At 42.1% G+C, this 16488-nt stretch carries 16 protein-coding genes; 9 read left to right on the forward strand and 7 right to left on the reverse strand.

Annotated features, from left to right (window positions below):
* Positions 1 to 863 precede the first annotated feature (863 nt).
* Both E5A76_RS08150 and E5A76_RS08155 read left to right on the forward strand, forming a co-directional pair.
* Positions 864 to 1094 (forward strand): DUF2789 family protein, encoded by a 231-nt coding sequence (locus E5A76_RS08150; RefSeq protein WP_008986220.1) that lies wholly within the window; start codon positions 864 to 866, stop codon positions 1092 to 1094.
* Positions 1095 to 1124: 30 nt separating this feature from the next.
* Positions 1125 to 1397: a hypothetical protein gene (locus E5A76_RS08155; protein WP_008986219.1), complete on the forward strand. Its 273-nt coding sequence runs from the start codon at positions 1125 to 1127 to the stop codon at positions 1395 to 1397.
* Positions 1398 to 1446: 49 nt separating this feature from the next.
* Here E5A76_RS08155 and E5A76_RS08160 read toward each other — a convergent pair whose 3' ends face one another.
* Together E5A76_RS08160 and syd are read right to left on the reverse strand one after the other, a co-directional pair.
* The gene (locus E5A76_RS08160) at positions 1447 to 2223 is read right to left on the reverse strand and encodes a Zn-ribbon-containing protein (RefSeq protein WP_107176458.1); all 777 of its coding nucleotides are present in this window, start codon (positions 2221 to 2223) and stop codon (positions 1447 to 1449) included.
* Positions 2224 to 2227: 4 nt separating this feature from the next.
* On the reverse strand, positions 2228 to 2782 hold the full coding sequence (syd, locus tag E5A76_RS08165) for a SecY-interacting protein (protein ID WP_161118606.1): 555 nt from the start codon (positions 2780 to 2782) through the stop codon (positions 2228 to 2230).
* Between the two features lie 89 nt (positions 2783 to 2871).
* On the opposite strand from syd, the gene queF reads away from it, so the two are divergent.
* The 5 genes from queF (at position 2872) to xni (ending at position 10314) form a co-directional block, all read left to right on the forward strand.
* Positions 2872 to 3720, forward strand: coding sequence for an NADPH-dependent 7-cyano-7-deazaguanine reductase QueF (gene queF, locus E5A76_RS08170; RefSeq protein ID WP_107280217.1), 849 nt, complete (start codon positions 2872 to 2874; stop codon positions 3718 to 3720).
* Positions 3721 to 3835: 115 nt separating this feature from the next.
* A complete protein-coding gene (locus E5A76_RS08175; protein WP_161118607.1) occupies positions 3836 to 6115 on the forward strand; it encodes a tetratricopeptide repeat protein in 2280 nt (759 codons plus the stop codon).
* Positions 6116 to 6241: 126 nt separating this feature from the next.
* Positions 6242 to 7807 (forward strand): GGDEF domain-containing protein, encoded by a 1566-nt coding sequence (locus E5A76_RS08180; RefSeq protein ID WP_161118608.1) that lies wholly within the window; start codon positions 6242 to 6244, stop codon positions 7805 to 7807.
* A gap of 282 nt (positions 7808 to 8089) precedes the next feature.
* Positions 8090 to 9463: a nucleotide 5'-monophosphate nucleosidase PpnN gene (ppnN, locus tag E5A76_RS08185; RefSeq protein ID WP_161118609.1), complete on the forward strand. Its 1374-nt coding sequence runs from the start codon at positions 8090 to 8092 to the stop codon at positions 9461 to 9463.
* 74 nt (positions 9464 to 9537) lie between these two features.
* Positions 9538 to 10314 (forward strand): flap endonuclease Xni, encoded by a 777-nt coding sequence (gene xni / locus E5A76_RS08190; protein ID WP_161118610.1) that lies wholly within the window; start codon positions 9538 to 9540, stop codon positions 10312 to 10314.
* A gap of 76 nt (positions 10315 to 10390) precedes the next feature.
* Here the strand turns inward: xni and rlmM are convergent, their stop codons facing one another.
* From rlmM to E5A76_RS08210, 4 genes are read right to left on the reverse strand one after another with little or no spacing between them, the layout of a single operon-like run.
* On the reverse strand, positions 10391 to 11476 hold the full coding sequence (rlmM, locus tag E5A76_RS08195) for a 23S rRNA (cytidine(2498)-2'-O)-methyltransferase RlmM (RefSeq protein ID WP_107167213.1): 1086 nt from the start codon (positions 11474 to 11476) through the stop codon (positions 10391 to 10393).
* A gap of 10 nt (positions 11477 to 11486) precedes the next feature.
* Positions 11487 to 11879, reverse strand: coding sequence for a DUF423 domain-containing protein (locus tag E5A76_RS08200; RefSeq protein ID WP_053989504.1), 393 nt, complete (start codon positions 11877 to 11879; stop codon positions 11487 to 11489).
* Positions 11872 to 12549: an alpha/beta family hydrolase gene (locus E5A76_RS08205; RefSeq protein ID WP_161118611.1), complete on the reverse strand. Its 678-nt coding sequence runs from the start codon at positions 12547 to 12549 to the stop codon at positions 11872 to 11874. Before E5A76_RS08205 ends, E5A76_RS08200 begins: the two co-directional genes overlap by 8 nt.
* Positions 12530 to 13450, reverse strand: coding sequence for a transcriptional regulator GcvA (locus tag E5A76_RS08210; protein ID WP_042116732.1), 921 nt, complete (start codon positions 13448 to 13450; stop codon positions 12530 to 12532). Before E5A76_RS08210 ends, E5A76_RS08205 begins: the two co-directional genes overlap by 20 nt.
* 365 nt (positions 13451 to 13815) lie before the next feature.
* Here E5A76_RS08210 and csdA point away from each other — a divergent pair, with 365 nt between their 5' ends.
* Together csdA and csdE are read left to right on the forward strand one after the other, a co-directional pair.
* A complete protein-coding gene (gene csdA, locus E5A76_RS08215; protein WP_161118612.1) occupies positions 13816 to 15036 on the forward strand; it encodes a cysteine desulfurase CsdA in 1221 nt (406 codons plus the stop codon).
* A 22-nt stretch (positions 15037 to 15058) separates the two neighbouring features.
* Positions 15059 to 15502, forward strand: coding sequence for a cysteine desulfurase sulfur acceptor subunit CsdE (gene csdE / locus E5A76_RS08220; RefSeq protein ID WP_161118613.1), 444 nt, complete (start codon positions 15059 to 15061; stop codon positions 15500 to 15502).
* Positions 15503 to 15612: 110 nt separating this feature from the next.
* Here csdE and tcdA read toward each other — a convergent pair whose 3' ends face one another.
* A complete protein-coding gene (tcdA, locus tag E5A76_RS08225) occupies positions 15613 to 16422 on the reverse strand; it encodes a tRNA cyclic N6-threonylcarbamoyladenosine(37) synthase TcdA (RefSeq protein WP_023933432.1) in 810 nt (269 codons plus the stop codon).
* Positions 16423 to 16488 lie beyond the last annotated feature (66 nt).

A 16488-nucleotide genomic window follows, 5' to 3' on the forward strand; every position in this document is an offset into this window, starting at 1 on the left:
ATATTTATATATTGAGAATCTATTACTATTTTTCCAATACAAAAAAAGAATTACTCCCACAAGCTTGTAAGAGATCTCTTACAAGACGAATAGCTAAATGACCATAAAGTCCAATAAAATAGGCAGATCTAGGCCAAACATAGTAATAATGTTAAAAAATCGATCGCATAGAAATGAAGGAGGTGAAGCGTGTGGAAAGTTTTTCGAGGGCAGAAAAAAGAGCGGGCGCGACTTTCGTTGCGCCCTTAGGTCTTACTTGCAGCATTCCCGCTACTATAGTGCTCCCTGCCTCATTCCTTTGACTGCTGTTTCCTTCAGCATTGTCCTTATACTTCGTCCTGAAGTTGTTCCTTTGGTTATCCTAACCCGTCATCACATCCTGTTCTGACTCTCTTCTCCTTCCTGGAGGTGTCCTTTACTTCGTCCTGAAATGTTCCATCTGTCATCCTGACTGGTAAATATCCTATTTACCTTACCGCATCCTACGGTGTCCCTTCACAATCCTTGCTTGATAAACCATCCTAGTTCACCAACTTCTCATCCTGAGATACTACATCCTGTAGTCAATTCCTGTTCCGTTCCGTCAGCTCCTTCCGACACCATTAATATTACGCTATTGGTTATTTTAAACAATCTACCCAAACCAATAGTTTATAAAATAATGAGATTCTATAAATACCAGCGCCATTAGAATCAATATAAATCATTAACTTATCGTTAAGAACAAAGAAATCAACTAAGCATGTAATCGATTTATCTTACACCTTTGTAAGAGATCTCTCACAAAGCCAAGAGTCAAAAAAGACAATAGGAATGCACTATACTTTGCTTAGTATCTCAGTCATGATGATAAGGAACTGCTCATGGAGCCATTCCAGCACAATTTATCCAATCTATTTAGTCAATTAGGACTAAATAACTCTGATGAATTTATACAAGTGTTTATCACTCAGCATCAGCTGTCTCAGCAACAACATATAACTGAGGCACCTTTTTTCTCAAAGGTACAACGCCGATTTATTCAAGAGTGCCAAGAGCAAGATGCAGATTGGTGTGAGGTAATAGATCAACTCGATGCATTACTAAGAAAGTAAATGCGGTTATAGATGTAGGATACAAAAAGAATGTCGACAATCACTCAAGAATTAGAAAGTGTCATTGCAGCATTAACAACCGAAGGTAAAGAGCCTTCCGTTGCACTGATCAAAGCGCGATTATCTAATCCCCTGCCGATTCCTGTGATTATTAAAGCACTGCAAGCATGGAAGAAAAACGCAAAAGTACCGACAATTGAAAAGCAAACCAAAACATTAACCGCAGATGAGCGCATTGCCCAATTGGAGCAACAAGTCACAGCCCTATCTGAGCGCTTAGCAAGATTAGAAGCACAACAATAATAAAAAGCTCCTCTGGAGCTTTTTATTTAAATGCCGTTAGTGTACTTTGCTATTGGAAGTTCCAAGAGAGATTTGAAACCAAGCGACAATCATCACACTTAAAATGGAATAAGCCGTGTAATGGCTCTCCTACTCGCCAATCCTTACCACAACTAGGACAAGTACGACTCGCTTCACTTTCTAGATTTTCACCACCCACACGATATAAATAGTAATAGGTTGGTACTTGAGTCTGACGCTCTAAATTCTCGCGCAGCTTATTACCACGTATAAATAGCTCACTATCAATGTCACCAATTTCATGTAGTGCCATTTCAATCGCTGGTTTGCTCTTATTCGCCATTTGAATTTCATCAAACGCTTGCCATTCTGTTTGCCACTTCACCAACGCTTTATGATCACCATCAATCGGTGCTTGAGTTTGATATAACGGGATCGGCAATAATGAATCACCACTACGTAATGGCGAGCACGTGTGGACATAAGTAGTGTATAACACTTGCCATGTAGGACGCGCAGTTTCTGCCACTGATTCTGAATTTAAATCAACACCTAGCACTTTAATTTTCGGTGCTAATAAACAAGCATCACTGAGCAACTCAAAACAACGGGTTACCTGTGGGCTATTAAATTTAGGATGCAGGCTGTCTTTTTCAGGGCATACGGCACGTACACGAAAAATCCCGTCATCAATAGTAATTGGAAACTCACGCCCTAAAACCTGACCGTTGTAACGCAAGTCATCCATCAAACCATTAATCGCACGATCAACACGAGATAAGGTCGTATTATCAAAACACTCAAACTGTAACTCAACAACGTACACGTTTTTATTCCTCGATAAGCACTGGTTGCAACTGCGTTAAAAATTGCTCCACGCTTTCAGCAAGCACTTTTCGTACATCTTTACCCAATGTTTCAAGCAGTACATTACCCGTTAAATTACAGATAGAGATCACTTCAAATTCAGCTTCTAATGCTGCAATAAATACTGTTGGTTTTAACTTTAAACGGCGCTGCGTTACTAAGTGGCCCAAAATATTTTGTTGAAGGCGGTCGATATCTTCTTCATTAAATGCTTGGAGAAGATCTAATTCAATGTCGCCAAATTTAGCCAGCATATCACCACTAAACTGTGAGCAGTAAAACGCATGAATGTCGTCATGCAATGTCAATTCAATGCCTTTTTCAACCCCGTCTAGTCGTCCCATAGGGTTTCTTAGCTCAGGTTTCCATGTCACAGCATCGCCAGAGTCATGAACAACGCAAGGTGAATCTAAGCCAACAAGATCATGACTTTCTGGAAAACCGCGATCTGCATCACACCATACTTGCAAATAACGAGAAGAAAAATCAGATAAAGCACGGGTAACTGGATGATTCATTCGCAACCTCATTAAAGATTCAGTAAACTTTAGATTTGAAAACCGTTTTTACGGACTATCAATTCTAATCCAAGAGTGTCATAGACAGTATGAGTAAATATAAAGACGCTAAAGAATTAGCAGGTTTAACCCTTGGTAAAACCACTGAGTATAAAGATCAGTACGATCCATCGCTACTACAAGCAGTGCCAAGAAGTCTAAACCGTACCGATCTTAATATCAGTGATGATGCACTCCCATTCACTGGCTATGATATTTGGACGTTGTACGAATTGTCTTGGCTAAACAGTAAAGGGTTACCGCAAGTTGCTATTGGTGAAGTGCGTCTACCTGCATCAAGCCCAAATCTTATCGAGTCAAAATCATTTAAACTGTATCTCAACAGCTTCAACCAAACGCGTTTTGAAAGCTGGCAAGATATTGCAGATACACTACAAATCGATTTGTCTCGCTGTGCAGGTGCAAATGTTGATGTCACCATTCAACCACTTGAAGATTTCAGTGAGCAGCCTATTGTGAATTTCTTTGGCGCTTGTATTGACGATCAAGATATTGAAATTGACGATTACAGCTTCAATCCAGCACTACTTGAAGACGGTGTTGAAGATGAAGAAGTGGAAGAAATCCTACACAGCCACCTACTAAAATCTAACTGCTTGATCACTAGCCAGCCGGATTGGGGTAGCGTGCGTATTGCTTACAAAGGCAAGCGTATTAATCGTGAAAAACTATTGCGCTATATCATCTCGTTCCGTAATCACAACGAGTTCCACGAGCAATGTGTAGAACGTATTTTCAGCGACATCATGAAATACTGTAAACCAGAATTATTGACGGTTTATGCACGTTATACTCGCCGTGGTGGCTTAGATATCAACCCATATCGCACAAATATGGGTAAATCTCCTAGTGATAACTTCCGCTTAGCTCGTCAGTAATTCGACCTCGATAGCGAAAACAACATTAAGTCCAGCAAAAAAGTTTACTTTGCTGGACTTGATGCCTTAAGCCAGTAAAATCAACACTATTCGTTTTTTGCAGTCTTGGGATGATATGTTTTTTCGCCGTTTGCTTTGTACTGGTCTCGTTTTATGCTCACTTTCTTTCAGCCTACAAGCAAAAGTCTACACTGTCCCAATGCTTTCCGAGGCCAATGGTTTACTATTAAGTCAGCCAGAGCGTGCCCTTTCGCTTACTGAAAAATACCTCAGTCAACGCCGTCTAAGTAAACCTCAAGATCCTGCTCGTGTTCATATTAATGAAGAGAGCGATCACACTATTCGCACCCCGTTGAACACAGTTAATGCACTCCAAATTCAAGCAAAAGCGCTATCTATTTTGCATCGCTCTGAGCAAGCTATTTCAGTGGTCAAAAAAGCTGAACAAATTGCGAGTGATAATGGCCTTATTTACCCTCTTTACGAAAGCCGTTTATTACTGGCGGAATTCTATTGGGAAAATCTGCGTAATAGTGCCACTGCATTAAAGATGCTCGACAGCATCGAAAAAGAAAGTCGTAAAGCCCCATCGCTAAAACTGACTAAACAACTTCAAGTACTTAAATACCGCGCATTAATGCTACGCGCCAATATTGAGTCAAACATTGGTGCCGATGAAAAAGCTGAAAAGCTCTACATCAAAGCGAAAGGCTATTTGGTTGCTCTTGATGATCAAGATGAATTGATTAACTACCAATTAAAACTAGGTCAGCATTACTTAAAACATCATCATTATGATATGGCGTTGGATCGCTTACTCAGTGGCTATTGGCTAGCGGTTGAAACCGATGACCAAGGACAAATCGCGCAAGCTAACTACTACTTAGCCGAACTATTTGATGAGCGAAAAGTCTATGACAAAGCATTAGATCACGCGACCCAAGCAGGTGAATTTTTTGAGCGTTACAAGCGTAGCCAACAGTTAGCAAAAACCCTGACTTTAATTGCTTCTATCTACGAGCAACAAGGGCGTTATAACTTAGCATTAGTGCATTATTTCAATGCTTTAGATCAGGAAAACCAGCTTCAACACGAGGTTCGCTCTGCTCGATTACGCTTAAACATTGCACGTGTTTACCTGCATTTGTATAACTACACCAAGGCTGAGCAATATATTGTTCAAGCCCGTAATTTGGCGCAACAAAGTGGTAATGAGAAGATTGTTGCTGAAAGCCAGATTTTACAAGGTCAACTAGAGCTGGCTGAAAATAAGCTCGATAATGCTGTTACATCACTTCAAGCAGGATTAATTTCCGCAAGCCGTATCGGTGCTATCAAGCTACAACTGATGGGTGAATCTATCCTATCGGAAGCGTTTGAAAAGCAGAACGACTATTACAATGCCCTTTTAAGCCAGCGTCGTTACGAACAACTTTACGCCAGCAAACAAGAAAGTATTGCCAAAAGTAATGTTGAAGTATTTAAGCAGCAGCAAAAAATGATGGAGCGCTCACTGAAACTCGAAGAAATGGAGCGCGAGCAATTTGAAAGTGAAAAAGCACTGTATAAGCAACAAAAAGTCTCGATGGTACTGATTGGCTTATTGGCTGCTATGTTGTTGCTATTACTGCGTCGTCAGCATATTTCAAAACAGCTCAAAGAGCAGCTGTCGCAGTTACGTGTAGACTACTACACTCACCCTCGAAGCGGTTTACGAAATCTTCGTATGCTCAATGCCCGTTTAGCGAACTCATTACAACAAAGTAGTGCTAACTTCGAGCAATGGCATTTAGGTGAAATCATTAACGAGCCACTCAGTGATCGCTTACGCTTCGCCCTATTTGAAGCTACGTTCTTAAAACGTATTTACTTAGAGCAAGGTTATAAGCAAGGTCTAGATGCAGAAAAAGCGTTTGGCTCTTACTTAAAAGAGCAAGTATTGGAACCAGCAAGGATCTATCATTTCTCTGATGCCATGTTCCTCTATATTGAGCCAAATGCCCGTCTAAGTTGCGATCCCAAACAACTGGCTGACTCATTACAACAGCTCGTTGATAACTACACATTAAAGCACAACCTTAATAATGCGATTCAGATTGGTATGGCGGAATATCCCTTCTTACCAAGAGCCTATACCGCTATTAACGACCAAGAGCTAATTGACATTTTATTAATGGCAGTGAATGCTGGTCTGAATATGAATGACACCGATCCTGGAAGCCACTGGGTACATATTTGTGCCATTGATGCCGCACCAGCAGCAAGCTTTGTCTGTGGCGATATTCGCCGCTCTTGTATCGAAGGGATCGACAAAGGGTTAGTTAAAGTGCGTAGTTCATCAAAAGCAGAAATTATCTGGAATAATGATCACAGTACTGACACAAAGCTAAGTTAAGTTGTTCAGGCTTTTTTTTCAGTGTCGATAATAAGAAAGATAAAAAGAAATCTAAGACATTGATTAAAAATCAAAAAGCTTAGATACGATATGGATATTAATTGTAATTGTATGAATGTGTAACCTGTGACAGATATTAATGCCGTTGTTTCTGAAGTGAGTAATTTGAAACAACGTTTAGATCAAGCTCAACTTTCTTACCGTGATGCCTCATTAAAATCACGGCGTGAAATCGTGATCTTAAAACGTCTGATCACACGATTAGTTATCGCTTGTCGCGGTATCAATAAAGAGCTTGATGAGCGCTTACAAAATATCAGTCATGAGCTCGAACAGCCTACCGATATCAGTAAACTCATTCCACGCCTTGCCATTGTTGAACGTTTAGTCACTCAACAAGCCGATATTATTCATAAGCAGAATCTTCGTTTAGATAAGAAAATCCACCAAGCTGGTGAAACCTTATCTCGTTATCGTGATCTTCCCGTACAACTACGTCGAGATCTACGTGCGGTGCTTTCCCATAACTCTGATGTATTACTCGATAATCACTTACGTATTGTGCGTATTGTTGAGCTCTATGAGCGCACCATTAAATTAGTCTCAGCCAATAAAGTACCGCAATTGGCACAGCACAGTAGTGAGACAACAGCAACACATCAGGTTGAGTTGATTTCCGAGTTGCAATACTTGATCACTGAGCTCGACTTTAACGGTGAGTATGGCAACAAACTGCAAGAGATCAAAAATCAGTTAACTAACGATATTGATACTGAGAAACTGGCAACACTTCAGTTCCAAGTACTGCGCTTAATTTTAGATGCCACACTATATGAGCGCCAAGCATCACAAACCTTTTTGAATAATATCAATAGTGATCTTGCCGAACTGCACAAAAACACCAATCAAACGGCAGGGAAATCTTTGGTGCTCCACCAGCATCGAGGAGAGCTAGATAATGAGTTATCTCAAGTATCACAACAACTCAAAACTGAGTTAAATGATAATAAAGACCTGACAAAAGCAAGCCCTAAACTCGCATCCGTCGCACAAGAATTAGATAGCATTGTAGAGCGTAATATTGCTCTAAAAGCACGCGAACAAGCGCTAATTCAACAGTTACAACACAGTGAAAATCAAATTCAACATCTTATCGAGCAAACACATCACTATCGCCAACGTTTGCAAGATCAAGAAAAAAGCATGCTACGAGATTCACTCACACAAGTGTATAACCGCAGTGCGTTTATGGATCGCATTGAGCATGAATACCGTAACTGGTTACGCTACCAACACCCATTAGCGGTGGCGCTGATCGACCTTGATGATTTTGGAGATATAAACGATAACTTCGGTCATCATGCTGGCGATAAGGCACTGAAAATCATCGCTAAAGCTATTCAACAATGTTTAAGTGATACCGACTGTTTAGCGCGTGTCAGCGGCGATAACTTTATGTTATTGATGCCCGACAGTGATGAACAACGTAGAAAACATCTCTTAACTAAAATCCGAGAAGCCATAAGCCGTTTACCTTTCCGCTTTAAGGATAAGAATATTTCTATTTCAGTATCAATTGGTGCCACATTGTTTGAAGGTAATGACGATCATCACTCTGTTATTGAACGTATAGAAAAAGCCTTAATTAGCGCTCAAAATGCTGGAAATAACCGTTTAATTTGGATTTCATAATGCCTACAGTTAAACGGTATTTCCTTATAACAATACCGTTTAACGCTATAAATCAATTCATTAATCTGTAAGATCCTATCTTCTCTTTTGCTATTCACCACTAGTCAAAGCCTGACTCTCTGTGTATGGTAATAAAAACAACAACACGTTATATATCTCCTTCCAACGCATGAATTCATCATCCATCGGAAGGAAATAACCTCAATAACAGTCTATTACTCTACTTGATGAGATATTAAGCCAGAGCCAAAGTGAAGTTTCATTGTTACCAGGGAGGTTACTATGATCACACATATCAGCCCAGTAGGTGCTATGTCCCTACTTTCTCAAATTGAAGTGGATAGCTTAAAAGCCACCGCTTGCAGTGATTTATACCGTCTATATCGTAACTGTTCACTTGCAGTGCTAAATTCCGGTAGTCATACAGATAACTCAAAAGAACTATTAGAAAAAAATAAAGACTTTGATATAAACCTGAAACGCCGTGAACGTGGGATCAAACTCGAGCTTGTGAACCCGCCAGAGCATGCTTTTGTCGACGGCAAAATCATTACCGGTATCCAAGAGCACATGTTCTCAGTACTGCGCGATATTCTCTATGTCGATTTACATGTCGCACGTCGTAACGATATCGATCTTGAAAGCCCACCACACATTACCGATTTCGTGTTCAGCTTACTGCGCAACGCCCGTACGCTACATGCTGGTGAAGATCCCAATATTGTGGTCTGCTGGGGTGGTCACTCCATCAATGCCACTGAGTACCAATACACCCGTGAAGTGGGTAACGAGCTAGGCTTACGTGAATTAAATGTCTGTACAGGCTGTGGACCGGGCGCAATGGAAGGACCAATGAAAGGCGCAGCTATTGGTCATGCTAAGCAGCGTTATGGCAGTAGTCGCTTTATTGGTTTAACGGAACCATCAATTATTGCCGCTGAGCCGCCTAACCCTATCGTTAATGAGTTGGTGATCCTGCCTGATATCGAAAAACGATTAGAAGCCTTTGTCCGTGTTGGTCACGGCATCGTGATTTTCCCTGGCGGTGCTGGTACTGCTGAAGAGCTACTGTACATTCTGGGGATCTTGATGCAGCCAGAAAATGCCGATCAACCACTACCTGTAGTATTAACGGGTCCTAAAGAGAGTGAAGCTTACTTCCGCACACTCGATGACTTTATTCGTCACACGCTAGGTGAAGAAGCGACCAAACATTATCAAATTATCATTGATGATCCTGCACAAGTGGCACAAGTAATGAAAACTGCCATGGCAGACATCAAAGAGCACCGCCGCTCTAATGGTGATGCTTATTGTTTTAACTGGTCATTGAAGATCCCTGATGTGTTCCAAATGCCGTTTGCTCCCACCCATGAAGCGATGGCAAATTTAGATCTTCATATGGATCAACCCGTTGATAAACTCGCTGCCAATCTACGTCGTGCCTTTTCAGGCATTGTCGCAGGTAACGTCAAAGAAGAAGGTATCCATGAAATTGAAAAACATGGTCGCTTTAAGATTGACGGTGATAAATACCTAATGGATCGTATGGATAAGCTACTGCAAGATTTCGTCGAGCAGCAACGTATGAAACTCCCAGGTAGTAAATACGAACCGTGTTATGAAATCATCACCGCAGAGCCCGCAACAAAATAATCACAACATTAATGATTATAATTGCGTACAATAAGGAGCCTTAGTGCTCCTTTTTATTTACATAGAAATCATTTATGGCTATTCATCTTGTTGTTATTGATGCTCTTAATCTTATTCGTCGTGTTCATGCCGCTCGCCCAGGTGAGCCAGATGTTCCAGCAACAGCAGAAACTTGTTGTCGAGCATTGAGCAAAATCATCAAGATCAGCCAACCTACCCATATCGTTGCAGTGTTCGATCATCATGGTGACGATCGTGGCTGGCGTGCAGACATCCTTCCCCATTACAAAGAAGGCAGAAAGCCAATGCCTGATGAGCTCATGACGGGCATGGACATTATTCAAGATGCATTTATGAATATGGGAATTGATTCTCTATTATCTGATGGCGATGAAGCCGATGATTTAGTCGCGACCCTTGCACTTAAGGTCGCTTCTCGTGGTGAACAAGTCACCATCATTTCAACCGATAAAGGTTACTGCCAACTGCTGCAACCAACATTGCGTATTCGTGATTATTTCCAAGAACGTTGGCTAGATAGTGCCTTTATCGAAAAAGAATACGGTGTTGCACCAGATAAGCTCACTGACTACTGGGGATTAGCAGGCATTAGCTCTAGCAAAATTCCAGGTATCGCAGGTATTGGGCCGAAAGCGGCAGTGGAACTATTACAGCTTTATCCTAATTTAGAAGCGATCCTTGCTGCCGATGACTTACCAGCTAAGTGGAAAAAGAAAATTGATGGTAATCATGAGATAGCGCTTGCTAGTAAAGCAGCATCAAGCTTAAAAACAGATTTAGCGTTAGGGTTTAATCTGCAAGATATTCGCTACCACGCACCGCAAGCGTAAAATAAAGCGATAGATACAAAAACGCCACTGACTATCACTAGCCAGTGGCGTTTTGCTATCTATTCAATCCACGCTATTAGTGTGGAGAGCGTGTATCTAAACGCTGAATGTGAACTGTGATTTCTTCACGATCATGGTAAAGATGCTTGGCTTGTAACTTAAACTTCACACCGTTTTGGATCAGGAAGACTTTCAGATTTTCAATATCTTGCAGCACTTCATCGTAACGGCCTTTCATTGGTAGTTTTAAGTTAAACAGGGCTTCTTTTGCCCATGCTTTAATTAACCACTCACCCATTAAGTGCGCAACACGTGCAGGCTTTTCTACCATGTCACATACAATCCAAGTCACGTTCTTGCGTGGTGGCTCAAACTTAAAGCCATCAACTGCGTGGTGTTTAACTTGGCCTGTGTCCATTAGGCTTTGTGCCATTGCACCATTATCAATCGCATGAACGAACATCGAGCGCTTCACCAATTGATATGTCCAACCACCAGGACACGCACCTAAATCGACACCCCACATGCCCGGTGCTAAACGCTCATCCCACTCATTACGTGGAATAAATACATGGAAAGCTTCTTCCAGTTTTAGCGTTGAACGGCTTGGTGCATCTGCTGGGAATTTTAAACGTGGAATACCCATGAAGAACTGCGAGTTATTCGAGCTATATGAGTAACCGACGAAACAACAACCCGGAGCAACAAAACAGACATGTAGCACAGGTTTTTTACTGTTGTCTTTCGTATATAGGATCTCACGCTTACGCATCGCTTGGCGTAGTGGCACAGTAAACTTACGACAGAACTTTAATAGCTCTTTTGCTTCGTTAGTATCTGGCGTTTCAACACGTAGATCGCCACATTTCGGCACATCATCACCAATTGCTTCAAGAATCGGTGAGATACGATCATCTGCTGGAAGATCGGTTAGCATTTGCGATGAAGCAAACATTTGACGTGCGAAAATAAGCTGTGAGAACGGCTGTTGTTGGATGAACTTATCCGCATCACCAGCTTGGTAGAATTCAAACAATACGTAGCCTGAATTGTTTTTTACCCGAGGGAAACCAAACAATTCCAGCGCATTTGCTTTGTCTTGAACTTCACCTGCACATTCTTTTTCAAAGCCAGGACGACAATACAATAAAACATGATTCACGTTGGAACCCTCAAGCTGAACGCCAGGTAGCGATTGCAAGCATTACCCAGCCAATAATAAAACATACTCCGCCCATCGGCGTGATGGGACCAAACCACTTAATGCCTGTTAATGCCAACGCATATAAGCTGCCACTAAAGCAAATTATACCAATGGCGAAAAACAGAGCGGCGTATGATACAGCTTTTGACGACAAAAAGCGTGTCAATATTCCACAACCGAGTAACGCTAAGGTATGCCAAGCCTGATACTGGACGCCTGTTTTAAATACATCCAATAAATACGGTGATAAATGGTGCTTTAAACCATGTGCGGCAAATGCACCTAGCCCTACGGTTAATGCACCACTTAACGCTGCGATAAACAGTATCCAACGAGTGCGGTTTTCTAATCCGTTAGTCATTACAGGTTTCCTTAATAAAACGGGCTAACTGCGCTACCGTTGTTGCAATGTTTTGTGCTTCGGTATATCCCGAGGCTTTACGTGGCTTAAAACTATGATCGCCATCAGGCAAGAAAGCGATTTCCACTTGAGGTGAAAATGTCCACTCTGCCATTTCTGCTTTAGTACCGAACGTATCGCGCTCACCCTGTAAAATCAGCGTTGGCGTTGATATGGTTTTTAAATGATCACCGCGAAAGTTTTCAGGCTTACCTGGCGGATGAAACGGAAAGCCTAAACACGCCACGCCATTAACTTTTGTTGCACAGTTTTCGACATCAGGACTTTCAGCGGCAATATCCGTCACCATCAAACTTGCCATTCTACCGCCCATGGATTTACCACCAATCACTAACGCGTTATCGGCAAAGTTTTCAATATGACGTTGGAAGTCGAGTAACAGTTTTGGCTGACGATCGGGCGGACGCTTTTTACCGTCTTCACCCCGTTTCACCATATAAGGAAAATTAAACCGAACCACACGAATATCGTGCTTGGCTAACCCTTCGGCAACGGCTGTCATAAAGCTATGATCCATTCCTGCGCCGGCGCCATGGGCAAACAAAAAAGTCGCGATTGCTGTGCCTGATTGTGGCTCATTGATCATGTATTCACTGGCTAAGTTCGACATCAGGCATGTCCTCCTGCTCACGACGGGCTTTCGCTAATACCCAATCTCTAAAAATTTGAATACGTCCCGTCTCTGCTTGGCGCTCTTGGCAGACAAAATAGAATGCATTTTTACTCACCAGCACTTCATCAAACGGACACACTAAACGCCCTGCTTCTAGCTCAGGTTGTGCCAATACATTGTTACCAAGCGCAATACCCTGACCGTGGGCTGCGGCTTGTAACACCATGGTTGAGTGACTGAAAATTGGACCTTGGTTGACGTTAACGCCGGAAATGTTGTAATGGCGAACATAGTTCTTCCACTCTTTACGCGAGGTATCATGCAATAAAGTATGAAACTTCAAATCATCAAGACTATGCAGTGGTTTATTTCCCATTAACAGCATAGGTGAACACACTGGCATCATAAACTCTTGATACAGCTTGTCAGCACGAAGCCCCGGCCAATTACCTCGACCGTAATAAATCGCCACATCAACATCATCTGTTAATGAACCTTCGTCTAAATCGACCGCTTTAATGCGCACATCAATATCAGGATGTTGTTCATTAAAATCGGTTAAACGCGGCACTAACCATTGGATAGCAAAACTTGGAGGTAAACTAATGGTAAGCGCACCTTTTGAACCTCGCTCTAATACCTTATCGGTAGCATCTGAAATGGCAGAGAAAATATCTTTAATATCGAGAAAGTACCCCTGACCTTCTTCAGTTAATAGCAAAGAACGGTTACGTCTGCGAAATAGTTTTAATCCTAAAAATTCCTCTAACGCTTTAATTTGATGGCTAACTGCAGCTTGCGTAACAAATAATTCTTCCGCCGCACGAGTAAAACTCAAGTGCCTTGCTGCCGCTTCAAATACCTTTAATGAGTTGAGCGGGGGTAAACGTCTAGACATACTTTTCTCGACTATTTAATACATTAGTTTTTTTAATCCTGAACATTATAATTTGTCCGTTGTTCAACTGCTAGATAAACCCTATTATTCGTTCCGCAATGTTGAGTTAACCATCTGTTTTTTTGCCCTCTGGCTAACCAGCTTATCAACATTGCATGTTGTGTTTGCATATTGTCCGGATCATTCCGGATGGATGGAATTTCCATCCTTTACTTCCTGTATTTTTGACTTTCCTGTCAAAGCTATTGTTAGCACTGCGCCCCAACGCAGTGCTATTTTTTTATCAATTAAAAACCATCATCACTTGCTCTGAAGCCCATTTCTTAGCATGATCCGCTGTTCAAATCTCAGTAATGTGAACGACCATGACGACTCAATTCGATATCTCAACCATTTTGGCTCAATTTCCAGCATTGCAACAGGCTGACGGTGAGCTACCTCCTGTGTATTTAGATAGTGCAGCGACCGCACAAAAGCCAGCAGTTGTGATCGATACCCTTACTGAGTATTACCGTGGTTACAATGCCAATGTACATCGAGGCAGCCACAGCTTAACGGCGAACGCCACATTACGATTTGAACAAGCCCGTGAAACGGTTAAAGACTTTATTGGTGCTGCAAGCAGTAAAGAAATTATTTGGACCCGTGGTGCCACTGAAGCATTAAATTTAATTGCTCAAACTTACGGTCGAGCAAACCTGCAAGCCGGTGATGAAATCCTTGTCAGTGAGCTAGAGCACCACGCTAACATCGTGCCTTGGCAGATGATTGCAGCAGAAACAGGCGCTCGAGTGGTGAAAATCCCAATGCGTGCTGACTGCACCTTAGATATGGGTGCGTTCTATACACTGCTTTCTGCTAACACCAAGATAGTTGCTGTCGCGCACATTACCAATGTCACTGGCACACGTAACTCCATTGAAGACATTATCAATGCTGCCCATCAGCACAATGCCATTGCTGTGATTGACGGCGCTCAAGGGATTGCCCATGAAAACGTGGATGTGCAATCGCTAGATGCAGATTTCTATGTTTTCTCTGGCCACAAAATTTATGCGCCAGCGGGTATCGGCGTGCTTTATGGTAAACAAGCCTTACTTGAAGCCATGCCGCCTTGGCACGGTGGCGGGAAAATGGTGGAGAAAGTCTCTTTTGACGGCACCACTTTCGCCGCGCTACCAGGAAAATTTGAAGCAGGTACACCCAATGTCGCAGGAAGTCTCGCTTTAGCCGCTGCGATTAACTGGCTAAATCAATTAGATAGAAAAGGTGCGGAGCACCACATTGCCAAGCTTCGCCAACAAGCCATTGATGGCATTAAAGACATTGATGATCTGCGTATTATTGGCTTACAGCCAGAGGCCAGCTTATTCTCTTTTGTCGTCGATGGTGTCCATCATCAAGATATTGCGACCTTGCTTGATCAGCAAAATATTGCGCTACGTGCAGGGCATCATTGTGCTCACCCTATGCTTGATGCGCTAGGCTTAACAGGGACATTACGAGTATCATTAGCCCTTTATAATACCGAGCAAGATGTAGAGCGCTTCATTACAGCACTACACAAAGCTTGTGACTTACTTTAATGCGTTATCTGGATTGAACATTATGGCTGAACTTACGCTTCCTTCTCACCCTTTCGGCACCGACATTACAACGGCTGATATCGTGGCTCAAATGCAAACAGCTTCTGGCTGGGAAGATCGCTACCGTACTGTGATCCAATTAGGTAAGAAATTGCCTGTAATGGCAGAAGCAGATAAAGATGAGCAATTGAAAGTCAGTGGTTGTGAATCACAAGTATGGCTTCGCCACCAGCAAGTTGATGATCATTTTTATTTTCAAGCCGATTCTGATGCGCGAATTGTGCGTGGCTTAATAACACTGGTACTAGCCGCTTATCATGGTAAAACAAACACTGAGATCCGTGAGTTTGATATCGATGGTTACTTTGACTCGCTAGGCTTAATTGCTCACTTAAGTCCTTCTCGTGGTAACGGCTTAAAAGCTATTGTTGAACAAATTAAGCAATTAGCTAACTCAGTGGCTTAATTGCTATAAGCAAATGACAGCAAGCTAAATACAAAAACAAAAAAGCGGATCTGATGATCCGCTTTTTGCTATTTGAAACTTTTAGACGCCGTCTCTATTAAGCCAAAACATTACTTTTTATGTTTCTCAATCAGCTTACGTAAGATCTGCGATACCGCAACAAAACCAAAGGTTGCAGTAACTACCGTTGCTGCACCAAAACCGCTTGCACAATCCATACGCTTTGGCCCTTCTGCGGTTGCTTTCACAGCACATACCGAACCATCAGCTTGTGGGTACTTCAATTGCTCAGTTGAAAATACGCAATCAATACCAAACTTACGTTTTGGATTTTTCGGGAAGTTATGATGACGACGCAGCGTATCACGTAATTTCTTCGCTAACGGATCTTGAATCGTTTTGGTTAAATCTGCGATTTGAATTTGAGTCGGATCCATCTGACCACCGGCACCACCTGTGGTGATCACTTTAATTTTATTACTTTTACAGTAAGACAGCAGTGCCGCTTTTGGCTTCATGCTATCAATCGCATCCAACACGTAATCAAAGTCTTTTGATAGGTATTCGGCTTGATTATCAGGAGTGATGAAATCATCAATTAAATTGACCTTACACTCAGGATTGATCAGTTGAATGCGCTCTGCCATCACTTCGATTTTGCTCTTACCTACCGTGCCAGTCATAGCATGGATCTGACGGTTAATGTTAGTCACACATACGTCATCCATATCAATCAACGTCAGCTCACCAATACCTGAACGCGCCAACGCTTCTGCTGCCCATGAACCTACACCACCAATACCGATCACACACACGTGTGCTGCACGAAGGATCTCGACTTCGCTGTTGCCGTATAAACGACGAGTGCCGCCAAAACGTTGGTTGTAGCTATCAGATGCTGGGGTATCAAGTTCGCGCATAGTACTTCTTCACAGAGATGATGGATAGATAAAGAAAGAGTGCGTTTTTATACGCACTCTTAATAA

This window comes from Photobacterium lucens (assembly GCF_009873615.1).
GTDB classification, from domain to species: domain Bacteria; phylum Pseudomonadota; class Gammaproteobacteria; order Enterobacterales; family Vibrionaceae; genus Photobacterium; species Photobacterium lucens.